At 56.6% G+C, this 24,349-nt stretch carries 22 protein-coding genes; 11 read left to right on the plus strand and 11 right to left on the minus strand.

Going from position 1 to position 24,349, the window contains the following annotated elements; all coding sequences use genetic code 11:
- Nucleotides 1-136 precede the first annotated feature (136 nt).
- Both QQZ17_RS25335 and QQZ17_RS25340 read left to right on the plus strand, forming a co-directional pair.
- Nucleotides 137-1,420 (plus strand): citrate synthase, encoded by a 1,284-nt coding sequence (locus tag QQZ17_RS25335; RefSeq protein ID WP_284554213.1) that lies wholly within the window; start codon nt 137-139, stop codon nt 1,418-1,420.
- 187 nt (nt 1,421-1,607) lie between these two features.
- Entirely contained in the window at nt 1,608-2,654 is a 1,047-nt protein-coding gene (locus QQZ17_RS25340) for an AbrB family transcriptional regulator (protein ID WP_152405452.1), read from the plus strand.
- Here the strand turns inward: QQZ17_RS25340 and nei are convergent.
- From nei to QQZ17_RS25395, 11 genes are all read right to left on the minus strand, one after another.
- Complete coding sequence (gene nei, locus QQZ17_RS25345; RefSeq protein ID WP_152405453.1) at nt 2,651-3,442, minus strand: endonuclease VIII; 792 nt, start codon at nt 3,440-3,442, stop codon at nt 2,651-2,653. The two genes, QQZ17_RS25340 and nei, sit on opposite strands and share 4 nt — an antisense overlap.
- A 23-nt stretch (nt 3,443-3,465) precedes the next feature.
- Nucleotides 3,466-4,110, minus strand: a complete 645-nt coding sequence (gene pcp / locus QQZ17_RS25350; RefSeq protein ID WP_152405454.1) for a pyroglutamyl-peptidase I — start codon at nt 4,108-4,110, stop codon at nt 3,466-3,468.
- A 9-nt stretch (nt 4,111-4,119) separates the two neighbouring features.
- The gene (locus QQZ17_RS25355) at nt 4,120-5,115 is read right to left on the minus strand and encodes a DUF979 domain-containing protein (protein WP_152405455.1); all 996 of its coding nucleotides are present in this window, start codon (nt 5,113-5,115) and stop codon (nt 4,120-4,122) included.
- Nucleotides 5,112-5,840, minus strand: coding sequence for a DUF969 domain-containing protein (locus QQZ17_RS25360; RefSeq protein WP_046477539.1), 729 nt, complete (start codon nt 5,838-5,840; stop codon nt 5,112-5,114). Before QQZ17_RS25360 ends, QQZ17_RS25355 begins: the two co-directional genes overlap by 4 nt.
- A gap of 75 nt (nt 5,841-5,915) precedes the next feature.
- The gene (gene pxpA, locus QQZ17_RS25365; RefSeq protein ID WP_152405456.1) at nt 5,916-6,650 is read right to left on the minus strand and encodes a 5-oxoprolinase subunit PxpA; all 735 of its coding nucleotides are present in this window, start codon (nt 6,648-6,650) and stop codon (nt 5,916-5,918) included.
- Nucleotides 6,640-7,572: a 5-oxoprolinase subunit PxpC gene (pxpC, locus tag QQZ17_RS25370; protein ID WP_152405457.1), complete on the minus strand. Its 933-nt coding sequence runs from the start codon at nt 7,570-7,572 to the stop codon at nt 6,640-6,642. The genes pxpA and pxpC overlap by 11 nt, the downstream gene beginning before the upstream one ends.
- Nucleotides 7,566-8,222 (minus strand): 5-oxoprolinase subunit PxpB, encoded by a 657-nt coding sequence (gene pxpB / locus QQZ17_RS25375; protein ID WP_152405458.1) that lies wholly within the window; start codon nt 8,220-8,222, stop codon nt 7,566-7,568. The genes pxpC and pxpB overlap by 7 nt, the downstream gene beginning before the upstream one ends.
- Nucleotides 8,223-8,384: 162 nt before the next feature.
- Nucleotides 8,385-9,128 carry a radiation resistance protein YbgI gene (gene ybgI / locus QQZ17_RS25380; RefSeq protein ID WP_152406374.1) on the minus strand — a complete coding sequence of 248 codons (744 nt, stop codon included), beginning with the start codon at nt 9,126-9,128 and terminating at the stop codon, nt 8,385-8,387.
- Between the two features lie 175 nt (nt 9,129-9,303).
- A complete protein-coding gene (phrB, locus tag QQZ17_RS25385) occupies nt 9,304-10,722 on the minus strand; it encodes a deoxyribodipyrimidine photo-lyase (protein ID WP_152405459.1) in 1,419 nt (472 codons plus the stop codon).
- Between the two features lie 20 nt (nt 10,723-10,742).
- Nucleotides 10,743-11,696 (minus strand): YbgA family protein, encoded by a 954-nt coding sequence (locus QQZ17_RS25390; protein ID WP_152405460.1) that lies wholly within the window; start codon nt 11,694-11,696, stop codon nt 10,743-10,745.
- Between the two features lie 94 nt (nt 11,697-11,790).
- Complete coding sequence (locus QQZ17_RS25395; RefSeq protein WP_152405461.1) at nt 11,791-11,997, minus strand: YbfA family protein; 207 nt, start codon at nt 11,995-11,997, stop codon at nt 11,791-11,793.
- A gap of 308 nt (nt 11,998-12,305) precedes the next feature.
- Between QQZ17_RS25395 and kdpF the strand changes: the two genes are divergently transcribed.
- The 9 genes from kdpF (at nt 12,306) to potE (ending at nt 24,233) form a co-directional block, all read left to right on the plus strand.
- Nucleotides 12,306-12,395, plus strand: a complete 90-nt coding sequence (gene kdpF, locus QQZ17_RS25400) for a K(+)-transporting ATPase subunit F (protein WP_042285393.1) — start codon at nt 12,306-12,308, stop codon at nt 12,393-12,395.
- Nucleotides 12,395-14,074, plus strand: coding sequence for a potassium-transporting ATPase subunit KdpA (kdpA, locus tag QQZ17_RS25405; RefSeq protein WP_152405462.1), 1,680 nt, complete (start codon nt 12,395-12,397; stop codon nt 14,072-14,074). Before kdpF ends, kdpA begins: the two co-directional genes overlap by 1 nt.
- A 20-nt stretch (nt 14,075-14,094) precedes the next feature.
- Nucleotides 14,095-16,143: a potassium-transporting ATPase subunit KdpB gene (kdpB, locus tag QQZ17_RS25410; RefSeq protein WP_152405463.1), complete on the plus strand. Its 2,049-nt coding sequence runs from the start codon at nt 14,095-14,097 to the stop codon at nt 16,141-16,143.
- 8 nt (nt 16,144-16,151) lie between these two features.
- On the plus strand, nt 16,152-16,718 hold the full coding sequence (gene kdpC / locus QQZ17_RS25415) for a potassium-transporting ATPase subunit KdpC (RefSeq protein WP_152405464.1): 567 nt from the start codon (nt 16,152-16,154) through the stop codon (nt 16,716-16,718).
- Entirely contained in the window at nt 16,718-19,405 is a 2,688-nt protein-coding gene (kdpD, locus tag QQZ17_RS25420) for a two-component system sensor histidine kinase KdpD (RefSeq protein ID WP_152405465.1), read from the plus strand. Before kdpC ends, kdpD begins: the two co-directional genes overlap by 1 nt.
- Nucleotides 19,402-20,079 carry a two-component system response regulator KdpE gene (gene kdpE, locus QQZ17_RS25425; protein ID WP_152405466.1) on the plus strand — a complete coding sequence of 226 codons (678 nt, stop codon included), beginning with the start codon at nt 19,402-19,404 and terminating at the stop codon, nt 20,077-20,079. The genes kdpD and kdpE overlap by 4 nt, the downstream gene beginning before the upstream one ends.
- Before the next feature lie 278 nt (nt 20,080-20,357).
- On the plus strand, nt 20,358-20,462 hold the full coding sequence (speFL, locus tag QQZ17_RS25430) for a leader peptide SpeFL (RefSeq protein WP_114149115.1): 105 nt from the start codon (nt 20,358-20,360) through the stop codon (nt 20,460-20,462).
- A 256-nt stretch (nt 20,463-20,718) separates the two neighbouring features.
- Nucleotides 20,719-22,917 (plus strand): ornithine decarboxylase SpeF, encoded by a 2,199-nt coding sequence (gene speF / locus QQZ17_RS25435; RefSeq protein ID WP_152405467.1) that lies wholly within the window; start codon nt 20,719-20,721, stop codon nt 22,915-22,917.
- Complete coding sequence (gene potE, locus QQZ17_RS25440) at nt 22,914-24,233, plus strand: putrescine-ornithine antiporter (RefSeq protein ID WP_152405468.1); 1,320 nt, start codon at nt 22,914-22,916, stop codon at nt 24,231-24,233. Before speF ends, potE begins: the two co-directional genes overlap by 4 nt.
- Nucleotides 24,234-24,349 lie beyond the last annotated feature (116 nt).

A 24,349-nucleotide genomic window follows, 5' to 3' on the forward strand; every position in this document is an offset into this window, starting at 1 on the left:
CCATTGCTCTGTACCCTGGTTTTCTCCTCTATCCAGAGCGGCGAGCCGAATAACAAACTGGTAACGGTTGATTGATGTATCGATGGCAAATCTCACCTGAGTAGTCTTAAGCAATAAGGCGCTAAGGAGACCGTAAATGGCTGACACAAAAGCAAAACTCACGCTAAATGGTGATACTGCTATTGAACTGGATGTGCTGAAGGGCACGCTAGGTCAAGATGTTATTGATATTCGTAGCCTGGGTTCAAAGGGGATGTTCACTTTTGACCCTGGTTTCACCTCTACTGCATCCTGCGAATCAAAAATTACGTTCATCGACGGCGATGAAGGAATTTTGTTACATCGCGGCTTCCCGATCGATCAGTTAGCCACCGAGTCTAACTATCTGGAAGTATGTTACATCCTGCTGAACGGTGAAAAACCGACGCAGGCAGAATACGACGCGTTCAGAACCACCGTGACCCGCCATACGATGATCCATGAGCAAATCCCCCGTCTGTTCCACGCTTTCCGCCGCGATTCACATCCGATGGCGGTGATGTGCGGGATCACCGGTGCGCTCGCCGCGTTCTATCACGACTCTCTGGATGTTAACAATCCGCGCCACCGCGAAATCGCAGCATTCCGTCTGCTGTCCAAAATGCCGACGATGGCGGCGATGTGTTACAAATATTCTATCGGCCAGCCGTTTGTTTATCCGCGTAATGACCTCTCCTACGCCGGTAACTTCCTGAACATGATGTTCTCCACGCCGTGCGAAACTTATGAAGTGAACCCGGTACTGGAACGCGCAATGGACCGTATCCTGATCCTGCACGCCGACCATGAACAGAACGCGTCCACCTCGACCGTACGTACTGCCGGCTCGTCTGGCGCGAACCCGTTTGCCTGTATCGCGGCGGGTATTGCTTCCCTGTGGGGACCAGCACACGGCGGCGCGAACGAAGCGGCGCTGAAAATGCTGGAAGAAATCAGCTCGGTTAAACACATTCCGGAATTTGTTCGTCGTGCGAAAGACAAGAATGACTCTTTCCGCCTGATGGGCTTCGGTCACCGTGTTTACAAAAACTACGATCCGCGTGCGACCGTGATGCGTGAGACCTGCCACGAAGTACTGAAAGAGCTGGGTACCAAAGATGACCTGCTGGAAGTGGCGATGGAGCTGGAACACATCGCGCTGAACGACCCGTACTTCATCGAGAAGAAACTCTACCCGAACGTCGACTTCTACTCCGGTATCATCCTGAAAGCGATGGGGATCCCGTCTTCCATGTTCACGGTTATCTTCGCGATGGCGCGTACCGTTGGCTGGATTGCGCACTGGAGCGAAATGCATACCGATGGCATGAAAATCGCTCGTCCGCGTCAGCTGTATACCGGCTACGACAAGCGTGACTTTAAATCTGACCTTAAGCATTAATCGTCAGACTGCCGGATGGTGACGCTACCGCGTCTTATCCGGCCTACGGTTGTCAATTCGTAGGCCGGATAAGCGTTAGCGCCATCCGGCAACTTCCCTACCTTTTCTTGACCCTCGTTATATTAATCTTCTTTGCCCTTCTCTATGATTTACGGATAGTTTGTTCATTTTCTTCCGGGAGCACAGGATGCCAGTTCTGCAGTGGGGCTTGTTGTTTTTGCTGTCACTCCTTCTGTCCCTGCTCTTTCTCAGCATTCATCTTCCGGCGGCGTTACTGCTCGGCCCGATGATCACCGGTATTCTGTTTAGTCTTCGCGGTATCTCCCTGCGACTCCCTCGCTGTACGTTCCTCGGCGCGCAGGCCATTCTTGGCTGTATGATTGCGCAGAATTTGTCAGGCTCATTATTAACGACGCTGGCGGCAAACTGGGTAGTGGTTCTGGCGGTGCTGCTGGTGACGCTGCTCTCCAGCACGGTCGTCGGCTGGCTGCTGGTGCGCTACAGTTCGCTACCGGGTAACACCGGCGCGTGGGGCTCATCGCCTGGCGGCGCGGCGGCGATGGTTGCAATGGCCCAGGATTACGGCGCGGACATCCGTCTGGTCGCCTTTATGCAGTATCTGCGGGTGCTGTTTGTCGCCGGAGCGGCGGTGCTGGTGACGCGGTTTATCATGGGCGAAAGCGCGGAAGCCGTCAGCCAACAGATTGAGTGGTTCCCGCCGCTGAGCGGCAATTTGTTCACTACGCTGCTGCTAGCGGCGGTAGCCAGCGTTATTGGACGGGTGCTGCGCATTCCCTCCGGTACGATGCTGGTGCCGATGCTGGTCGGCGCAGTGCTGCACGCGAGCGGCGTGATGGTAATTGAACTGCCGGAATGGCTGCTGGCAATAGCCTATATGATTATAGGCTGGCAGATTGGTCTCGGGTTCGACAAGCAGGTATTTATTATGGCACTGCGACCGTTGCCGCAGATCCTGGTCTCTATCTTCGCCTTACTGGCGATTTGTGCGGCGATGGCCTGGGGGCTCGCCCACTATATGCAGATTGACTTTTTAACCGCCTATCTCGCCACCAGCCCAGGCGGGCTGGATACGGTTGCGGTGATTGCCGCCGGCAGTCACGCCGATATGACGCTGATTATGGCGATGCAAACCCTGCGCCTGTTCAGTATTCTCCTTACCGGCCCGGCCATCGCCCGCTTTATTTCAGCAAAGGCGCCACGACAGGCGCATTAATGCTGGCAATGTGGACACCAATAAAACGGGCGGGAAGAGAGCGTGGTTTTTGCGATGATCCCGCCGCAGCGCTCGCAGGGTTCACCGTCGCGGTGGAACACCTTAAAACGAAACAGCGCGCCATGATGTTTGTTGTCATCCGCCTGACCGCGCGTGGTATACGACAGGCGCGGAATATCCAACAGCGCATGCGATAACGCTTCCAGTTGCACCTCGCTGAGATCGCGGGCTTTATGCTGACCGGTTAATCCCACCTGCCAGAGGATCTCCACCCGCAGATAGTTCCCCAGCCCGGCAAGAAAGGCTTGATCCAGCAGCAAACCAGAAAACTGGCGGTTGCGAAAACGCGGTGAGAGTAACCGGGTTTTCACCTCATCAGGCGTCAGGCGCGGGTCCAGCACGTCCGGTCCGACCCGCTGCAGAAAGGGATGGGTGGTCAGTTGCGCCGGCGTCAACATTTCAATATCAGACGCGCTGTAGAGCAGAATGGTTTTGTCCGCCGTTTGCAGTTTAACGCGCAGAACGCGGGTGGTTTGCGGCGTGTCGCCACTGTCCACCACGCGCCAGACGCCATACAGCTGGTTATGGCTGTAGAGCGTCAGGCCATCGGAAAAATGGGTCAGCAGCGCTTTGCCGCGCGTCTCCATCGCCGTGACGGTCTGCCCCACCAGCGGGGATTGATACGGTTTTAACTGCGCAAAGGCAAACCAGACATCCGTCAAGGGTTTGCCTTTGATCGCCGCCTCCAGGTTATCCGCCGCGCGGCGGATTTCCGGGCCTTCAGGCATGGTTCTGTCCTTATCTGAGAAGATTAGTGCGTGGCACCACCCGTCACGGCGATGTCATCGTCGACCTGTAATGCGGTGGCGATCGCCACCTCCAGCGCCAGACGCACCGTTTCCGCCGCCATACTGGGTGCCCCCGGATGCGCCGCCGCCTGCTGCGGCAGATAAGGGATATGGATGAATCCCCCCTTCACCTCCGCACTGCCGCTCAGTTTGTGCAGCAATCCGTACATCACATGGTTGCAGACAAACGTCCCCGCCGTCTGTGATACCGACGCTGGCACGCCGGCTTCACGCATCGCCGCCACCATCGCTTTGATCGGCAGCGTGCTAAACCAGGCCGCAGGCCCGCCGACAACAATCGGCTCATCCACCGGCTGTTGGCCTTTATTGTCCGGGATACGGGCGTCGTCGACGTTGACAGCCACGCGCTCAACGGTGATATCCGTACGTCCGCCCGCCTGACCGATCGCCAACACCAGCGACGGAGAGAGCGTATCAATGGCCGAGTTCAGCACACTGAGCGCGTCGCCAAACACACACGGCAGTTGGCGTGCCACCACGCGACACTCCGCGATGATAGCATTGTCGAGGCGAGAGACCACTTCCCAGGAAGGGTTAACCTGCTCGCCGCCGAAGGGCTCAAACCCGGTAATTAAGACTGTTTTCATCCGTCCTCCTTACAGGAACATCAGGAAATACATCAGGAACACGTTAACGAGCAGTAACAGCACACCGGTCGGCACCTGCGCTTTAATGACCGCGTTTTTATCCGGCAGTTCCAGCAGCGCGGCGGGCACAATGTTAAAGTTCGCCGCCATCGGCGTCATCAGCGTGCCGCAATAGCCGGAGAACATCCCGATGGCCGCCATCACCGCCGGATTCCCGCCGTGCTGGAGCACCAGAATCGGAATGCCAATCCCCGCCGTGACAATCGGGAAGGCGGCAAACGCATTGCCCATCACCATCGTCAGCAGGGCCATCCCAACGGTATACACCGCCACCGCAATGAAGCGGCTGTCGACGGCCAGATACTCTTGCGTAAGATATGAAATTCCGCTGCCGACGCCTGCCGCCGTAAACAGCAGCCCTAACGTCGCGAGGATCTGCGGCAGAATAAATGCCCAACCGATGGAATCCAGCAGGCGGCGCGCCTCCTGGACTGGCTGATGCACCTTCTCATGGGTCATTTTAATCGCCATACCCAGACCAATCAGCGAGCCTGCGGTCATCGAGAACAGCGTCACCAGCGTGGCGTGATTGCCCGGTCCAAACAGGGCATCCTGCAATCCCGGAATATGGTTGAACATCAGCACACCAATCACGGTGACAACCGGAATGGCCAGCGCCGGATAAAACAGGCGGTTCCCCAGACGCGTGGCGCTCTCTTCACGCTGCTCGCGGGTACGCTGATGATAACTCCCCAATTTCACGCCGCCAAAGCCGGCGATCAGCGCCATTAACACCACCGCGACGCCCACGGCAATGTTGACCGTACGTTTGTCGCCCACCAGTTGATATGTCCAGTCGCCCAGTAAGAACAACAGCCCGTAGACGCCCCAGAATAGCCCCGTCGTCAACCGACGCGGATTGGCTTTGTCCTGCCAGGACATGATGGCGACAATGAGCAGAACGATCCCCGCCAGCCAGTAGAGGTAGCTTTGCTGAAAATTCATTGCGCCTCTCCTTTGCGGGTGTCGACAGAACCGGCTTTCGCCATCTCGCGTTGCAGATAGTTATCCAGTCGCCACAGTCGCGTACCGTGGATCACAAAGGCGCACAGGGCCGTCGGGATCCCCCACAGGGCAATGTGCAGCGGCTCGGTCTGAATGCCGCCGGACTCCAGCATAAAGTTGTGCATGAAGATAATCGCGCCGAACGCCACGAAGATATCCTCACCAAAGAAGAGTCCCACGTTATCCGTCGCCGCCGACATCGCCCGCAGGCGGTAGCGCACCGCGCCGGGCAATGTCCCGTACGTTTTCTCCGCTGCCCCTTCCGCCATTGGCGCTAACAGCGGGCGCACCATTTGCGGATGTCCGCCCAGACTGGTCAGCCCCAGCGCAGCGGTAGCCTCACGAATGAACAGATAGACAATCAGCAGGCGACCTGACGTGGCGCTTTGAATTTTGGCAATCCACGCCTGAGCGCGTTCTTTCAGACCGTGACGCTCGAGCAGGCCAATAACCGCCAGCGGGATCAGCAGGATAAACGGCAGGTTGCGGGTGTTGAGAAAACCTTCGCCCAGCTTTTCGAGGATCGTGGCGAACGGCATTTGCGCCGCCAGTCCAGTGACGATTCCGGCGACAATGACCACCAGCACCGGGTTAAAACGTAAAAGAAATCCAACCACAATGACGGCGATGCCCATCAGTGGCCAGAGAGTTATTGCATCTCCCATAATCCATTCCTGTATGTTGTGTTTTGTTGTGGTGTTTTTATATGCACAGCCCCTCAGTGGGGGCTGCGTCAATTCTTATGCGACAATCTTGATACCGCGTGATTCAAATGCCGAGCGTAAACGACGGGCGAAGGCCAGCGCGTGTTCGCCATCGCCATGAATACAAACCGTCTGCGCGATGACGCTTGCCCATTCACCGGTGAGGCTTTTTACGCGTCCGCGCTCAACCATCTCCAGCGTTTGTGCCAGCGACTGTTCTTCGTCTTCAATTAGCGCGCCCGGTTGGCTGCGCGGCACCAGGCTGCCATCCGCCAGATAACCACGATCGGCGAACACCTCCTGACGCGTGGCGAGACCGTAGCGCTCACCCGCGCGGATCAGTTCGCTTCCCGCCAGGCCGACCAGAATCAGCGCCGGATCGCAGGCGTGCACCGCCTTCGCAATGGCATCCGCCAGTTGCGGATCTTTCGCCGCCTGGTTGTAGAGCATGCCGTGAGGTTTCACATGACGCATGACGCCGCCCTCCGCCCGGGTCATTGCCGCCAGCGCGCCGATTTGATACAGCGTTTGTGCGTAGACCGTTTGTGCAGGCAGCGTCATCGCCGTGCGGCCAAAGTTTTCCCGATCCGGAAAGCTCGGATGCGCGCCAATGGCAACGCCATTTTTCAGCGCTTCACGCACGCTTGCCAGCATGGTTTGCGCATCGCCGGCATGAAATCCGCAGGCAATGTTAGCCGATGAGACCAGCGTCAACAGCGCACCATCGCTGGCGCAGCCTTCACCGAGGTCCGCATTTAAATCAATGTTCATCGTTGAGTCGCCATGTGAGTTGTTCCAGATAGCGCTGTTGGTCCTGACGCGCTTTCAGCGCCTCCTCCAGCGAACACTGAACAAAGTGAATGGGTTGACCGAGCGGGATCTGCGCCAGATGGTACATGTCAGCCTCGATAATACAGGCGATGCGCGGATAGCCGCCGGTCGTCTGGGCATCATTCATTAACACAATCGGCTGGCCGTTGTGCGGTACCTGAACCACACCAGGCAGCAGACCGTGCGACACCAGTTCCCGATCCGTCGTTCGCGTCAACGGCTGCCCCTGTAAGCGGTAGCCCATCCGGTTACTCTGCGGACTGAGATGCCACGGCGATCGCCAGAACGACTCCTGCGAAACCGCGTCAAATTCGTGATACTCCGGCCCCGGCAGCGCCCGAATGCGGTTCCCCCACAGCAGCTGTTTTACCCCCAGCGCCTCCCTGAACGTGCGTCGGGGTTTGCCGATGGCCAGCCGGTCGCCATCTTTGAGCAGACGACCTTCCAGCCCGCCAATGCCCACTTTGAGATCGGTACTGCAAGACCCCATCACTTCCGGCACGTCGATGCCGCCCGCCAGCGCAAGATAGCTGCGCATACCGTGCTGCGGACGCTTCAGCGCCAGACGCTGGCCCGCTTTTACCGGCAGACGCCAGCCTGTCCAGACGGGGTGATTGTCCAGTCGCGCTTCACATCCCGCACCGGTCAGGGCAAACCAGCCGTCGGTTTCAAACTCCACCACTAACTGCCCAAGGGTAATTTCCAGTACTGGCGCACTGGCCTCATTGCCCACCAACAGGTTGGCGATTTGCATCGCGGGTTTATCCAGCGCGCCGCAGTGGCTGACGCCTGACTGACGAAAACCGTGCCGACCGCCGTCCTGAACCGAGGTGTACAGTCCCGCGCGAATAATATTCAGCATACCCCCTCCTTCTGCGGGATAAAGCGCACGCTATCGCCGGGGCGCAGGAGAACCGGTTGCTCTTTTTTCGGGTCGAACAGCGGCAGCGCGGTGTGTCCGATCAGTTGCCAGCCGCCGGGGGTTGGCAGCGGATAAATCCCCGTTTGCGGCCCGCCGATACCCACCGACCCCGCCGGAACGATCAGCCGCGGCTCAGCGCGTCTTGGCGTGTGCAGTTGTTCCGGTAAGCTGCCGAGATACGGGAATCCGGGCTGAAAACCTAAAAACCAGACCACGTACTCGACCGACGCGTGCAGTTCCACCACCTGCTTTTCGCTCAGACCGCTGTGGCGGGCAACGTCTGCCAGATCGGGACCGCCAGCACCGCCGTAGGTCACCGGAATTTCGATATAGCGCGAGTCAGGCTCCAGCGCCTCACTCTCCTCCCACCAGCGTTGCAGGCGTTCAATCGCATCCAGCGCCAGCGTTTGCGGGTCGCGCAGGATCACGGTGATATTGTTCATTCCAGGAATAGCCTCAACAACGTTTGGTGTCTCAACCAAACGCTGGGCCAGTCGCCAGATACGTTTCTGGCTCGCCAGCGTCACCGGCGGCTCAAGCTCCAGCACCACCGCCGTTTCACCTAACAGATAACAACGCGCTCGTTGCACTTGCGTTCCTCTTGTTCTTACCACCCGCTTCATCAGGCGTTATTGTCGCAGCCAGTCTGGACTCGGACAGCACGCAAAAACCGGAGCGTACAGGGAGTACGTGAGGATTTTGAGCACTGCCCAGGGCCAGAATGGCAAGTAAAATAGCCCTTATGAGGCGGGTTATGCAGGGTTGGGAATATCAATAAATGTCACATCCAAATCGGTGTTCTCCGTCAGCCATTCGCTGAGCGCACGGATCCCGCCGCGTTCGGTAGCATGGTGTCCGGCGGCGTAGAAATGCAGCCCCTGTTCACGGGCAGAGTGGATGGTTTGTTCAGAAACTTCGCCGGTGATAAAGGCGTCGACGCCAGCCTGCGCGGCGCTGTCGATGAAGCTTTGTCCACCGCCGGTGCACCAGGCAACACGTTTAACGGTATCCGGCCCGGTATCACCGCACCACAGCGGCTTGCGTCCAAGACGCGCTTCAATCCACGACGCCAGTTCCAGCCCCGGCACCGGAATCGCCAGTTCGCCCCAGGGAACCAGCGGCTCGATTTCCCCCAGCACGGTGATGCCCAGCAGGGACGCCAGCTGTGCGTTGTTGCCCAGTTCCGGATGCGCATCCAGCGGGAGATGCCAGCCGTAGAGGTTAATGTCATTCGCCAGCAGTGTTTTCAGGCGATTGCGCTTCATTCCGCGAATCACCGGGGACTCGCCTTTCCAGAAATAACCATGATGAACGATGACCGCATCGGCCTGCAAACGCACCGCTTCATCCAGTAACGCCTGACTGGCGGTCACGCCGGTGACAATTTTCTGCACCGTCTCTTTGCCTTCAACCTGTAAACCGTTTGGCGCGTAGTCGCTGATGGCGGCGCTGTTCAGTTTCTCGTTGATCAGTTGCTCCAGTTCGGTGTTTTTCATCATCGATCCCTTGTTTATTTATGCACTCCGTTAACATAGCGTCCCTGTGCCTGTTCGTCGATAGACAATTATTAGCCATATTAAGAAACCATCGCCCCGCATTAAACCATAAAAAAGAGGACGGGTTTACACGCGTCCTTCTGAATATTTATGGCGCCAGACCGCATAGTCACCGTCAGCTTTTTCGCGCGGCCTCATACGCGGCAAGCGTCTCCACGCGCGCCTGTTTGTGATCGACAATAGGCTGCGGATAGTCGAGCGTGATGCCCGCTTTTGTCGCCCATTTCCACGGTTCGTGTATCGCCTTGCCCGGTACATCGCTCAGTTCTGGGATCCACTGGCGGATAAACTCACCGTCGCAGTCGAACTTTTCACTCTGCGTCGTCGGGTTAAAAATGCGGAAGTACGGCGCGGCGTCGGTTCCGGTGGAGGCCGCCCACTGCCAGCCGCCGTTATTTGCGGCGAGATCGCCATCAATCAGTTGCGTCATGAAATAACGCTCGCCTTTACGCCAGTCGATCAGCAGATCTTTCACCAGGAAGCTGGCCGTAATCATCCGCAGGCGGTTATGCATCCAGCCGGTGGCGTTCAGTTGCCGCATCGCCGCATCGACAATCGGATAACCCGTTTTTCCTTCTTGCCAGGCCTGAAAATGGGCCGCGCTGTCCCGCCAGCGCACGCGATCGGTCCAGAGGATAAAGGGGCGGTGTTTGCACAGTTTGGGATGGTACGTCATCAGATGACGATAAAACTCGCGCCAGATGAGTTCGTTCAGCCAGACGCTGCCCGTGCCGCCGTCCAGCGCCTGCGGCTGTTCCGCCAGCAGGCGATGCAGGCACTGGCGTGGCGACAAGCCCCCCGTTGCCAGACTGGCGGACAAACGACTGGTGCCCTCAATCGCCGGGAAGTCACGTCGTGCTTCGTACTCGCCCGCGCCCTGCTGGCAAAACTGACGCAGCCGGGCAATCGCAGCTTTCTCGTCTACCGGGAAAAGGGTCTGGTCAAAATCCTGCTGCGGATAGTTAAGGTTAATCGGAGGCAGCGATGTCGAAACCTCATGCCCTTCACGCCGTTCGGGCGCGGGAACACACACCGGCATCCCCTCCTTCAGCCGTTTTAGCCAGGCGTTTTTAAACGGCGTGAAGACTTTATACATCTCATGATTTTCCGTCATCACCGAACCTGGCGGCAGGATCACGCTGTCATCAAACCCTTCGCAAACCACATCAGGTAACGCGCGTTCCACTGCCGCATCGCGCTCACGCTCATTCACTTCGTACTGGTAGTGGTAGAACAGATGGCTGACGTCCTGCTGTTCACACACCGATTTCACCACGTCGATGCTGGCCGCAAAATCATCGACCTCCTCAAACAGTAACGGAATGCCCTTTTCCGCCAGCGCCTTTTGTAAGGCGGTCAACTGGGCCTGGATAAAGGCGGCCTGCCGCGGTGACATTTCATGGTTCGCCCACTGTCCAGGCGTGGAGATGAACAGCGCCACGACGCGCGCGGAGCGGTGGCGACAGGCGGCGGCAAGGGCAAGATGGTCATGCAGACGGAGATCGCGGCGAAACCAGACCAGATGGGTGGACATAACACTCCCGAAAGAAAAAATCAGCTCCCGTAGCGCAGCCGCAGGGCTTCCGGCCAGGGATCAAAATAGCGTTGCCCGGAGAGATACGCATCCGGATATTCCGCCATATAGTGTTTGAGCAGCGTGACTGGCGCAAGCAGTGGTTGCGTAGCGCGTCGGTAGCCGTCAATGAGGGAAGCCAACTCCTGCCGCTGACGGGCATTGAGCTGTTTGCGAAAATAGCCCTGAACGTGCATCAGGACATTGGTATGGTTACGCCGGGTGGCAGGATGGGACAGCAGTTTCATCAGGCGCAGACGATATTCAATGAAAAACGCATCCAGGTTTTCCCATTCGTGGATAGCAGCGACAAAGCGCCCCAGTTCGCGGTATTCCGGCTGTGAATGAGCCAGCAGTAACAGTTTATAGCGGCTGTGATAGTTAATCAGCGCGCCGCGCGTCAGTCCTTGTTGGCGAAGACCATGCAATTCATGCAGTGCATAAATCCGCGCGACAAAATTTTCTCGTAACTGTGGATCGTGCAGTCGCCCGTCTTCTTCAACCGGGAGACACGGAAAGCGCGCCATCAGCACTGCGGTATAGATACCGCGCCCGGCCTTACGGTTGTTTTTTCCTTCCGCGTCATACACGCGTACGCGTTCCATGCCGCAACTGGGGGATTTCGCACAGACGATATAACCACAAAGGTGTTCGAAACGACTGACACGTTCTTCACTGAACGCGGTCATCATCTGGGTTAAATCGCCCTCCCGCCGATCGCTGAAACGCAATGCAATTGCCTCTTCCATTTTGACTAAACGCAGTGCAGGACGCGGCACCGCCAGGCCGATCGCCATTTCCGGACAAACGGGTTCAAAGTGCACCCACGGTGAAAGTTCTTCGACTGCAAAGGTCAGGCGCTTATGTCCACCATCAAAGCGAACCGCCTCCCCTAACAAACAGGCGCTAATGCCAACAGGGATTTTCTCGCTCATGATGTCTCCTTTTCCATTCCTGAAATAAGTGTAGACACAGAGACATAAAAAAACCGCCACATTGCTGTTGGCGGTTTTTCTGAACGCGATAGGCTTAGTAGAAATCGCCGGTGGCTTTTTCAGCCTGATCCATCCACACCGGTTTATCGCTGGTTTTTGACCACACACGGTGTAAATAGCTATAAAAACGGGCGCGGTCTTTCCAGAACAACATGACCGGCAGCGCCAGCACCCCAGCCACGACGGCGAAAGTACGGCGTAACAATACAACATGTGCTGGATATTCTTTGTACAACCCCATGATTCTCTCCCCTTTATCTGGCCGGTAATCATCACCGGTAAAGTCAAATTGGTTATCTGCTGAAAATAGTACCGCTTTGCGTGTAATTTTACTACTCATCCGACCACTTATTTTTAGCTATTTACGCTTTGTTTATCTTTATCGCGTAATTAAGTTACATAAAGGTTAAATTAATACTAATCATTAGTTAAATGATGGTCTTTGCCATTTTTATACTTTTTTTACACCCCCGACGCCGATTTTTGCGAAATCTTTGCAGCCAGATATTTACGCTTTGTTTATCTCATTTATGCCACTGGAGGTGCACTGTGAGTGCAGGCGTGATAATCGGCATCGTGCTGATTTTCTTATTATTAGGTTACCTGGTGTATGCATTAATCAATGCGGAGGCGTTCTGATGGCTGCGCAAGGATTTTTACTCATCTTCAGTTTCCTGGTGATTTTATTCGTACTCGCAAGATCGTTAGGCACGGGCCTGGCGCGGCTGATCGGCAATAACTCGCTACCCGGTACGGCAGGTATTGAGCGCCTGATCTGGCGCGGGCTGGGCATTTCGTCACGCGAAATGAACTGGAAGCAGTACCTGCTGGCGATCCTCGCGCTGAATATGCTGGGGCTGACCATCCTGTTTCTGTTGTTGTTGTGGCAGAACCTTCTGCCGCTGAATCCACAGCAGCTGCCTGGCCTGTCGTGGCATCTGGCGCTCAACACCGCGGTCAGCTTTGTGGCTAACACCAACTGGCAGTCCTACAGCGGGGAAACCACCTTAAGCTACTTCAGCCAGATGGCCGGACTGACGGTACAAAACTTTTTATCTGCCGCAACCGGGATCGCCGTGGTATTTGCCCTGATCCGCGCCTTTACGCGCCAGAGCATGAGCACGCTGGGCAATGCGTGGGTCGATCTGGTACGCATTACGCTGTGGATCTTATGCCCCATCGCGCTGGTGATTGCGCTGTTCTTTATTCAGCAAGGCAGCCTGCAAAACCTGCTGCCCTATCAACCCTTCACCACCCTTGAAGGCGTGCAACAACTGCTGCCGATGGGGCCAGTGGCCTCGCAGGAAGCCATCAAAATGCTGGGGACCAACGGCGGCGGTTTCTTTAACGCTAACTCTGCGCATCCATTCGAAAACCCCACTGCGCTGACCAACATGGTGCAAATGCTGGCGATCTTTTTAATTCCAGCCGCACTCTGCTTCGCGTTTGGCGACGCGGCAGGCGATCGTCGTCAGGGACGGATGCTGCTGTGGGCCATGTCGCTCATCTTTATCGTCTGCGTTGCGGTAGTGATGTGGGCAGAAGTTCAGGGCAACCCGCATCTGCTGCAGTTTGGCGCAGATTCCAGTCTCAATATGGAAGGTAAAGAGAGCCGCTTTGGCGTGCTGGTGAGCAGTCTGTTTGCCGTGGTCACGACGGCGGCCTCTTGCGGCGCGGTGATCGCCATGCACGACTCGTTGACCGCGCTGGGCGGCATGGTGCCGATGTGGCTAATGCAAATTGGTGAAGTGGTATTCGGCGGCGTTGGTTCAGGTCTTTACGGCATGCTGCTGTTCGTGCTGCTGGCGGTGTTTATCGCCGGGCTGATGATTGGTCGCACACCGGAATACCTGGGCAAAAAAATTGATGTTCGCGAGATGAAAATGACCGCGCTGGCGATTCTGGTCACCCCTGCGCTGGTTTTACTCGGTACCGCGCTCGCCATGATGACCAATGCGGGACGTAGCGCCATGCTCAACCCCGGTCCACACGGCTTTAGTGAAGTGCTGTACGCCGTCTCTTCAGCGGCCAACAACAACGGCAGCGCCTTTGCCGGTCTGAGCGCCAACACCCCGTTCTGGAACTGCCTGCTGGCATTCTGCATGTTTGTCGGCCGCTTCGGGGTCATCATCCCGGTGATGGCGATTGCCGGCTCGCTGGTGGCGAAAAAAAGCCAACCGGCCAGTCCTGGTACGCTGGCGACCCACGGCGCGCTGTTTATCGGTTTACTGATAGGCACTGTGCTGTTAGTCGGCGCCCTGACCTTTATTCCCGCACTGGCGCTTGGCCCAGTCGCTGAACATCTTTCCTTACGCTGAGCAATGCGGAGCAGAATGTTATGAGTCGCAAACAACTGGCGCTGTTCGAACCCTCTCTGGTCGCTCAGGCGCTGATGGACGCAGTGAAAAAATTAAGTCCACATACCCAGTGGCGCAACCCGGTGATGTTCATCGTCTGGATTGGCAGCCTGCTGACTACCGCTATCGCGCTCGCGATGGCGACGGGACAGATGGCGGGCAGCGCGCTGTTTACCGGGGCAATCAGTCTGTGGCTGTGGGTCACCGTACTGTTTGCCAACTTTGCCGAAGCGCTCGCCGAGGGGCGCAGTAAAGCGCAGGCCAACAGCCTCAAAGGGGTTAAAAAAACCGCCTTCGCGCGCAAACTGCGTGAGCCGAAGTACGGCGCGAAGATGGACCACGTCCCGGCCGATGAGCTGCGCAAAGGCGATATCGTGCTGGTGGAAGCAGGCGATATTATTCCCTGCGACGGCGAAGTCATTGAAGGCGGTGCCTCCGTGGATGAAAGCGCCATTACCGGCGAGTCCGCGCCGGTAATTCGTGAGTCCGGCGGCGATTTTGCCTCGGTAACCGGCGGGACGCGCATTCTCTCCGACTGGCTGGTGATCGAATGCAGCGTGAACCCTGGCGAAACCTTCCTTGACCGGATGATCGCCATGGTCGAAGGCGCGCAGCGCCGTAAAACGCCCAACGAGATTGCCCTGACTATTTTGCTGGTCGCCCTGACGATTGTCTTTTTATTGGCAACCGCCACGCTGTGGCCGTTTTCAGTCTGGGGCGGTCACGCGGTCAGCGTCACGGTACTGGTCGCCCTGCTGGTTTGTCTGATCCCGACGACTATCGGCGGGTTGCTCTCCGCCATTGGCGTTGCCGGGATGAGCCGTATGCTCGGCGCGAACGTCATCGCCACCAGCGGACGCGCAGTGGAGGCCGCAGGCGACGTGGACGTACTGCTGCTGGACAAAACCGGCACTATCACGCTGGGCAACCGTCAGGCCTCGGACTTCCTGCCTGCACAGGGCGTGGATGAAAAAACGCTGGCCGACGCCGCACAGCTCTCTTCATTAGCCGATGAGACGCCGGAAGGCCGCAGCATCGTAATCCTCGCCAAGCAGCGGTTTAACCTGCGCGAGCGTGACGTGCAGTCGCTGCATGCCACCTTTGTTCCCTTTACCGCCCAGAGTCGCATGAGCGGCATTAACATCGACAACCGGATGATTCGTAAAGGCTCTGTCGATGCTATCCGTCGCCACGTTGAGGCCAACGGCGGCCAGTTCCCGGCGGATGTTGAGCAGAAGGTGGATAGCGTCGCCCGTCTGGGTGCCACACCGCTCGTGGTGGCGGAAGGTTCCCGCGTATTAGGCGTGATCGCGCTGAAAGATATCGTCAAGGGCGGGATAAAAGAGCGTTTTGCCCAGTTGCGTAAAATGGGTATCAAAACGGTGATGATTACCGGCGATAACCGTCTGACCGCCGCAGCCATCGCCGCCGAAGCGGGCGTAGATGACTTCCTTGCCGAAGCGACCCCGGAGGCTAAACTGGCGCTCATCCGCCAGTACCAGGCTGAAGGTCGCCTGGTGGCAATGACCGGTGATGGCACCAACGACGCCCCGGCGCTGGCCCAGGCCGATGTCGCGGTGGCGATGAACTCCGGTACGCAGGCGGCAAAAGAAGCAGGCAACATGGTGGATCTCGACTCCAATCCCACCAAGCTTATCGAAGTGGTGCACATCGGCAAACAGATGCTAATGACGCGCGGTTCGCTGACCACCTTCAGTATCGCCAACGACGTGGCGAAGTACTTCGCGATCATTCCGGCCGCGTTCGCCGCGACCTATCCGCAGTTGAATGCGCTGAACATTATGCGTCTGCATTCGCCTGATTCGGCCATCCTGAGCGCGGTAATTTTTAACGCCTTGATCATTGTCTTTCTGATCCCGCTGGCGCTGAAAGGCGTGAGCTACAAACCGCTTTCCGCGTCAGCCATGCTGCGTCGTAACCTGTGGATCTACGGTCTGGGTGGTCTGGTTGTGCCGTTTATTGGCATCAAAGTGATTGATTTACTGTTGACCCTGCTGGGTCTGGTGTGAGGTGTCTGATGAGTGGTTTACGTCCGCTGTTCTCAACAATGATGTTCCTGATGCTGCTAACGGGCGGCGTGTATCCGCTGCTGACCACTGCGCTTGGGCAATGGTGGTTCCCGCATCAGGCCAACGGTTCACTGATTCTGGATGACCACGGGGTGCGCGGTTCTGCGCTAATCGGGCAGAACTTTACCTCTGAAGGCTATTTCCAGGGACGGCCTTCGGCCACCGCTGAAATGCCCTATAATCCGATGGCTTCCGGCGGCAGTAATCTCGCCGTCAGTAACCCGGAACTGGATAAACAACTGCAAAGCCGGATCGCTGCCCTGCGCGCCGCCAACCCGCAGGCTAGTCGTAGCGTACCGGTGGAACTGGTCACCGCCTCCGCGAGCGGGCTGGACAACAACCTGACGCCCGCCGCGGTGGCGTGGCAAATCCCTCGCGTGGCGCAGGCTCGCCATCTCACCATTGAACAGGTGACGCGACTGGTTGCAAAATACACGCAGAAACCGCCGGTGAGCTTTATCGGTCCGTCGGTGGTCAATATTGTGGAACTCAATTTAGCGCTGGACGGGCTCTGATGGTTGATGATGACGTTTTACGCCCCGATCCCGATCGCCTGCTGGAGCAGGCGGTTGCCCCGCATCGCGGAAAACTGAAAATTTTCTTCGGTGCCTGTGCGGGCGTCGGAAAAACCTGGGCCATGCTCGCCGAAGCCCAACGCCTGCGCGCACAGGGACTGGACATCCTGATTGGCGTGGTGGAAACGCACGGACGCAAAGAGACCGCTGCCCTGCTGGACGGTCTCAGCATCCTGCCATTGAGGCGGCAGGCACGCCACGGACGACATATCAGCGAGTTCGATCTCGATGCGGCGCTCGCCCGTCGTCCGGCGCTGATCTTAATGGATGAACTGGCGCACAGTAATGCGCCAGGCTCACGTCATCCCAAGCGCTGGCAGGACATTGAAGAACTGCTCGATGCCGGTATTGATGTCTTTACCACCGTCAACGTGCAGCATCTTGAAAGCCTGAACGACGTGGTCAGTGGCGTGACGGGAATTCAGGTACGCGAAACCGTACCGGATCCGTTTTTTGACGCTGCCGACGAGGTGGTGCTGGTCGACCTGCCTCCTGACGATCTGCGTCAGCGCCTGAAAGAGGGCAAAGTCTATATCGCCGGACAGGCCGAGCGCGCTATCGAACACTTCTTCCGCAAGGGCAATTTAATCGCGCTACGCGAGCTGGCGCTGCGCCGTACCGCCGATCGGGTGGACGATCAGATGCGCGCATGGCGGGGCCGTCCAGGTGAAGAAAAGGTCTGGCATACCCGTGACGCCATTCTGCTCTGCATTGGTCACAACACCGGCAGTGAAAAACTGGTGCGCACCGCCGCGCGACTGGCATCTCGACTGGGCAGCGTCTGGCACGCCGTCTACGTCGAAACGCCGGCGCTGCATCGTCTGCCCGAAAAGCAGCGGCGTAATATTCTGCATGCCCTGCGACTGGCGCAAGAGTTAGGCGCGGAAACCGCCACGCTGTCCGACCCCAGTGAAGACAAAGCGGTGGTTCGCTACGCCCGCGAGCACAATCTGGGAAAAATTGTGCTGGGACGCCCGACCACGCGGCGCTGGTGGCACCGGGATTCGTTTGCCGACCGGCTGGCGAAACGCGCGCCGGAACTGGATCTGATGGTTGTTGCCCTGGACGATCCGCCGGTCAGGGCGCTGACGTCTGTGCCTGATACCCGCGCCTTTAAGGACAAATGGCGGGTGCAAATTCAGGGCGGTCTGGTCGCTGTCGCACTCTGCGCCCTTACCACCTTTATTGCCAGCCAGTGGCTGGCCGCCTTTGATGCCGCTAACCTGGTGATGCTCTATCTACTTGGCGTGGTGGTCATCGCGCTCTTCTATGGCCGCTGGCCGTCGGTGTTTGCCACCTTTATTAGCGTGGTCAGTTTTGACCTGTTTTTCATTGCGCCACGCGGCACGCTCGCCGTCTCAGACGTGCAGTATCTCCTCACCTTTGGCGTCATGCTGACGGTGGGCCTGATCGTCGGTAACCTGACGGCGGGGGTGCGTTACCAGGCCCGCGTCGCGCGCTATCGGGAACAGAGAACGCGTCATCTTTATGAGATGTCGAAAGCGCTGGCGATGGGACGCCGTGCACACGATATCGCCACCACCAGCGAACAATTTATTGCCTCCACGTTTCATGCCCGCAGCCAGATTTTGTTGCCGGATGAAGAGGGTAAACTGAGCGCCCTCACCCACCAGCAGGGAATGACGCCCTGGGATGATGCCATTGCCCGCTGGAGCTTTGATAAAGGGTTACCGGCGGGCGCCGGCACCGATACCCTGCCCGGCGTGCCGTACCAGATCCTGCCTTTACGCAGTGCCGACAAAACACACGGACTGGTGGTTGTTGAACCGGGCAATTTGCGCCAGTTGATGATCCCCGAACAGCAGCGACTGCTGGAAACGTTCACCCTGCTGGTAGCGAATGCGCTGGAGCGCCTGACCTTAACGGCCAGCGAAGAACTGGCGCGGATGGCCAGCGAACGTGAAAGCCTGCGAAACGCCCTGCTCGCCGCGCTTTCTCACGACCTGCGTACCCCGCTAACCGTGCTGTTTGGTCAGGCGGAAATCCTCACGCTCGACCTCGCCAGCGAAGGCTCGCCCCATGCCAGACAGGCCAGCGAAATTCGCCAGCATGTGCTGAATACCACCCGCCTGGTCAACAATCTGTTGGATATGGCACGCATTCAGTCGGGCGGTTTCAACCTCAAGAAAGAGTGGCTGACGCTGGAAGAAGTGGTCGGCAGCGCGCTGAAAATGCTGGAACCCGGCCTGGTTCATCCGGTGAATCTTTCCCTGCCCGCGCCGCTGACCCTCATTCATGTCGATGGCCCGCTGTTCGAGCGGGTGCTGATTAACCTGCTGGAAAATGCCATCAAATATGCCGGACCGCAGGCGGAGATCGGTATCGACGCACACGTGGCAGACAAACATCTGCAACTTGACGTCTGGGATAATGGGCCGGGCATTCCGCAAGGTCAGGAGCAGCGCGTTTTCGATAAATTCGCGCGGGGGAACAAAGAGTCAGCGGTGCCGGGCGTTGGGCTGGGGCTGGCCATTTGTCGGGCGATTGTGGAAGTGCATGGCGGGACAATTGCCGTCTATAATCGCCCTCAGGGCGGTGCCTGTTTCCGTGTTACACTGGTGCAAGAAGCCCCGCCAGAACTTGAAGATTTTCATGAGGATATGTGACAAACGTTCTGATTGTTGAAGATGAGCAAGCCATTCGCCGCTTTCTGCGTACCGCGCTGGAAGCCGATGGTCTGCGCGTGTACGAAGCCGAGACCCTTCAACGCGGCTTGCTGGAGGCGGCAACGCGCAAGCCCGATCTCATTATTCTCGATCTCGGCCTGCCGGATGGTGATGGTATTGATTTTATTCGCGACCTGCGACAGTGGAGCGCCGTCCCGGTGATTGTGCTCTCTGCCCGTAGCGAAGAGAGTGACAAAATTGCCGCGCTGGACGCGGGTGCCGATGACTATCTGAGCAAGCCTTTTGGCATTGGCGAGTTACAGGCGCGCCTGCGCGTTGCCCTGCGCCGTCATTCCGCCACCCCCTCCCCCGAACCGGTGGTGCGCTTTTCCGATGTGGAGGTAGACCTCGCTGCACATCTGATTCATCGCGGTGAAACGGAAATCCACCTGACGCCGATTGAGTTTCGCCTGCTGGCCGTATTGCTTAACAACGCCGGAAAAGTGCTTACCCAGCGCCAGTTGTTGAACCAGGTCTGGGGACCGAACGCCGTCGAGCACAGTCACTATTTGCGTATTTATATGGGCCACTTGCGACAGAAACTGGAGCATGATCCCGCCCGACCCCGCCATTTCATTACCGAAACCGGCATTGGCTATCGTTTTATGCCCTGAATGGTTATTCATTTATTTTAAATAAAACAAAAATAATATCTTTATTATTTTTTGTGTCACAATAGATATATTTCCCATCACAAGTAAAATCCTAAAAAAATAATAAAATACATTTATATAACATATAAATAACAATGTGATATCTTATCGCACGATATGCATAAACAGCGACTAATTATTTTGAAAATGATCGTTTATTATTGATCCCCTTCACAGAATGATGCCATTTCCTGGATAAAATACCCTCACCTTCCACTCATCCAGTAAAGGTAAGCAAAATGGAAAATAATAGCCGTACAATGCCCCATATAAGGCGGACAACGCATATTATGATGTTTGCCCACCGTAATAGCTTTGACTTTCATTTCTTTAATGCCCGTTAGTCTTTCGACTATGGGCACTCCAGCATACAGGTCTTCCTGACTCGCTGTATCACAGGCTCACGCCTGTATTCCTCAGTGCTCACTCTGCTTAAGCCTTGATTCGCCTGTGACCGGACAGGTAAGGTTTTTTGCATCCTAAAAAAAGCAATTTACTGATTTATTTATCAGGGGACACACTTTGCTTTTATTCCGGAGTTATCAGTTTCTCATTCGAGAAATTGAGGACCTGCTATTACCTGAAAATAAAGAGATGAAAATGTCTGAATTAAAAATTGCCGTGAGTCGTTCTTGTCCTGACTGTTTTTCTACACAACGCACGATTGTGAATGTTGATGAAAGCCATTTTATTGATGTGGCTGCAGTGGTGTTATCTGTCAATGATATTGAACGTGGAAAACTCGATGAAATTGACGCGACCGGCTACGGTATTCCCGTCTTCATCGCAACGGAAGAGGAAGAGCGCGTTCCGGCAGAATATCTACCACGCATTTCGGGCGTATTTGAATGTCACGAAGCCCGTACCGCTTTCTACGGTCGTCAGTTAGAAACGGCAGCCAGCCATTACGAAACGCAATTACGACCCCCGTTCTTCCGCGCGCTGGTTGACTATGTTAACCAGGGGAACAGCGCCTTCGACTGCCCAGGACACCAGGGTGGCGAGTTTTTCCGCCGTCACCCGGCTGGCAACCAGTTCGTGGAATATTTTGGCGAAGCGCTTTTCCGCTCCGACCTGTGTAATGCCGACGTGGCAATGGGCGATTTGCTGATCCACGAAGGCGCGCCGTGCATTGCCCAGCAGCATGCCGCGAAGGTGTTTAATGCCGATAAAACCTACTTTGTGCTGAACGGAACCTCTTCGTCCAACAAAGTGGTGCTTAACGCGCTGCTCACTCCGGGCGATCTGGTGCTCTTCGACCGCAACAACCATAAGTCAAACCATCACGGCGCGTTATTGCAGGCGGGCGCAACGCCGGTCTATCTGGAAACGGCGCGTAACCCGTACGGTTTCATCGGCGGGATCGATGCTCATTGTTTTGAAGAGAGCTATCTGCGTGAGTTAGTTAGCGAAGTGGCACCACCACGTTCCCGGGATGCACGTCCGTTCCGTCTTGCCGTCATCCAGTTAGGGACCTACGACGGCACGATTTATAACGCGCGTCAGGTGGTGGATAAGATTGGTCACCTTTGCGACTACATCCTGTTCGACTCCGCCTGGGTAGGCTATGAGCAGTTTATCCCGATGATGGCGGATTGCTCACCACTCCTGCTGGAACTGAACGAAAACGATCCGGGTATTCTGGTGACGCAGTCGGTTCACAAGCAGCAGGCAGGCTTCTCCCAGACCTCGCAAATACACAAAAAAGACAGCCATATCAAAGGCCAGTCGCGTTATGTACCGCATAAACGCATGAATAATGCGTTTATGATGCACGCCTCCACCAGCCCGTTCTATCCGCTGTTTGCGGCGCTGGATATTAACGCCAAAATGCACGAAGGCGTCAGTGGTCGCAATATGTGGATGGATTGCGTGGCGAACGGTATCGACGCCCGTAAGCTGATCCTCGATAACTGCCATCATATTCGCCCGTTCGTTCCGCAATGGATTGAGGGTAAACCGTGGCAGTCTTACCCTACCGCGGAAATTGCGAATGACCTGCGCTTCTTCCACTTCGTCCCGGGCGAACGCTGGCATGCGTTTGAAGGGTACGCCGAGCATCAATACTTTGTTGACCCCTGCAAACTGCTGCTGACCACGCCGGGGATCAACGCACATAGCGGCGAATACGACACCTTCGGCGTCCCGGCAACCATCCTTGCCAACTTCCTGCGTGAAAATGGCGTGGTGCCGGAAAAATGCGACCTCAACTCGATCCTGTTCCTGCTGACCCCGGCGGAAGATATGGCAAAACTGCAACAGCTCGTCGCCCTGTTGGTGCGTTTCGAGCGGTTGCTGGAGTCTGATGCGCCACTGGCTGATGTACTGCCGTCGCTCTACAAACAGCACGAAGCGCGCTATGCCGGTTATACCCTGCGCCAGCTGTGTCAGGAGATGCACGACCTGTACGCACGCCATAACGTGAAGCAGCTGCAAAAAGAGATGTTCCGTAAGTCGCATTTCCCGCGCGTTAGCATGAACCCTCAGGAAGCCAACTACGCGTATCTGCGTGGTGAAGTGGATCTGGTGCCTCTGCCAGAAGCCGAAGGCCGCATTGCCGCTGAAGGCGCGCTCCCTTACCCGCCAGGCGTGCTGTGCGTGGTTCCGGGGGAAGTCTGGGGCGGCGCGGTACTGCGTTACTTCAGCGCGCTGGAGGAAGGGATCAACCTGCTGCCCGGTTTTGCGCCGGAGCTTCAGGGTGTGTACGTCAAAGAGTGCGATGGTCGCAAACAGGTGTGGTGCTACGTGATTAAACCCCGCGAAGCACAGACTGGCCTGTTGAAAGGAGAAGCATTATGAGTAAAGCCAAATCCAATAAAATGGGCGTGATGCAACTCACCATCCTGACCATGGTCAATATGATGGGTTCCGGGATCATCATGCTGCCGACCAAACTGGCTGAAGTCGGCACCATTTCGATTATCTCCTGGCTGGTTACCGCCGTCGGTTCCATGGCGCTGGCCTGGGCGTTCGCCAAGTGTGGCATGTTTAGCCGTAAATCCGGCGGGATGGGTGGCTACGCGGAATATGCGTTTGGTAAATCCGGCAACTTTATGGCGAACTACACCTACGGGGTGTCGCTGTTGATTGCCAACGTCGCCATCGCGATTTCCGCCGTGGGTTATGGTACCGAGCTATTTGGCGCTAGTCTTACCCCGGTGCAAATCGGTCTCGCCACCATTGGCGTGCTGTGGATCTGTACGGTTGCTAACTTTGGCGGTGCGCGCATTACCGGACAGATCAGCAGTATCACCGTCTGGGGCGTCATCATTCCGGTGGTCGGTCTGTGTATCATCGGCTGGTTCTGGTTTAGTCCAACCCTGTATGCCAACTCCTGGAACCCGCATAACGTACCGTTCTTCACGGCGGTCGGTTCGTCTATCGCGATGACGTTGTGGGCGTTTCTTGGTCTTGAATCGGCTTGTGCTAACGCGGAAGTGGTGGAAAACCCTGAAAAGAACGTACCAATTGCCGTACTGGGCGGGACGCTGGGCGCGGCGGTGATCTACATCGTCTCCACCAACGTCATTGCCGGGATTGTGCCTAACATGGATCTGGCAAACTCGACCGCCCCGTTTGGTCTGGCGTTTGCGCAGATGTTCACGCCGGAAGTGGGTAAAGTGATCATGGCGCTGATGATCATGTCCTGCTGCGGCTCGCTGTTAGGCTGGCAGTTCACGATTGCCCAGGTCTTTAAATCCTCTGCCGACGAAGGTTATTTCCCCAGGATCTTCTCTCGCGTGACTAAAGTCGATGCGCCCGTTCAGGGAATGCTGACGATTGTGGTCATCCAGAGCGGCTTATCGTTGATGACTATCAGCCCGTCGCTGAACAGCCAGTTTAACGTGCTGGTCAACCTGGCCGTGGTAACGAACATCATCCCGTACATCCTGTCGATGGCCGCGCTGGTGATCATTCAGCGAGTGGCGAATGTTCCGGCGGCGAAAGCAAAATCGGCAAACTTCGTGGCGTTCGTGGGCGCGATGTACAGCTTCTATGCGCTCTACTCGTCAGGTGAGGAAGCGATGCTGTATGGTTCCATCGTGACCTTCCTCGGCTGGACGCTTTATGGTCTGGTCTCACCGCGCTTTGAACTGAAGAATAAGCACGGTTAAAACCCTGCCCGGTGGACGTATTGCTATACGACAGTCATAAAAGGCGCCCTGTGGCGCCTTTTTTTCACTTCTGCAAAAGAAGAAGGTGAGCACAGGAAAGCGTAATCCGATCAGAG

This window comes from Citrobacter sp. T1.2D-1 (assembly GCF_950098555.1).
Lineage (GTDB): Bacteria > Pseudomonadota > Gammaproteobacteria > Enterobacterales > Enterobacteriaceae > Citrobacter_A > Citrobacter_A telavivensis.

Coding starts and splice junctions, on each gene's coding strand:
- QQZ17_RS25335 (WP_284554213.1), top strand. CDS start 137: ATGGCTGACACAAAAGCAAAACTCACGCTAAATGGTGATACTGCTATT.
- QQZ17_RS25340 (WP_152405452.1), top strand. CDS start 1,608: ATGCCAGTTCTGCAGTGGGGCTTGTTGTTTTTGCTGTCACTCCTTCTG.
- nei (WP_152405453.1), bottom strand. CDS start 3,442: ATGCCTGAAGGCCCGGAAATCCGCCGCGCGGCGGATAACCTGGAGGCG.
- pcp (WP_152405454.1), bottom strand. CDS start 4,110: ATGAAAACAGTCTTAATTACCGGGTTTGAGCCCTTCGGCGGCGAGCAG.
- QQZ17_RS25355 (WP_152405455.1), bottom strand. CDS start 5,115: ATGAATTTTCAGCAAAGCTACCTCTACTGGCTGGCGGGGATCGTTCTG.
- QQZ17_RS25360 (WP_046477539.1), bottom strand. CDS start 5,840: ATGGGAGATGCAATAACTCTCTGGCCACTGATGGGCATCGCCGTCATT.
- pxpA (WP_152405456.1), bottom strand. CDS start 6,650: ATGAACATTGATTTAAATGCGGACCTCGGTGAAGGCTGCGCCAGCGAT.
- pxpC (WP_152405457.1), bottom strand. CDS start 7,572: ATGCTGAATATTATTCGCGCGGGACTGTACACCTCGGTTCAGGACGGC.
- ybgI (WP_152406374.1), bottom strand. CDS start 9,128: ATGAAAAACACCGAACTGGAGCAACTGATCAACGAGAAACTGAACAGC.
- phrB (WP_152405459.1), bottom strand. CDS start 10,722: ATGTCCACCCATCTGGTCTGGTTTCGCCGCGATCTCCGTCTGCATGAC.
- QQZ17_RS25390 (WP_152405460.1), bottom strand. CDS start 11,696: ATGAGCGAGAAAATCCCTGTTGGCATTAGCGCCTGTTTGTTAGGGGAG.
- QQZ17_RS25395 (WP_152405461.1), bottom strand. CDS start 11,997: ATGGGGTTGTACAAAGAATATCCAGCACATGTTGTATTGTTACGCCGT.
- kdpA (WP_152405462.1), top strand. CDS start 12,395: ATGGCTGCGCAAGGATTTTTACTCATCTTCAGTTTCCTGGTGATTTTA.
- kdpB (WP_152405463.1), top strand. CDS start 14,095: ATGAGTCGCAAACAACTGGCGCTGTTCGAACCCTCTCTGGTCGCTCAG.
- kdpC (WP_152405464.1), top strand. CDS start 16,152: ATGAGTGGTTTACGTCCGCTGTTCTCAACAATGATGTTCCTGATGCTG.
- kdpD (WP_152405465.1), top strand. CDS start 16,718: ATGGTTGATGATGACGTTTTACGCCCCGATCCCGATCGCCTGCTGGAG.
- speFL (WP_114149115.1), top strand. CDS start 20,358: ATGGAAAATAATAGCCGTACAATGCCCCATATAAGGCGGACAACGCAT.
- speF (WP_152405467.1), top strand. CDS start 20,719: ATGTCTGAATTAAAAATTGCCGTGAGTCGTTCTTGTCCTGACTGTTTT.
- potE (WP_152405468.1), top strand. CDS start 22,914: ATGAGTAAAGCCAAATCCAATAAAATGGGCGTGATGCAACTCACCATC.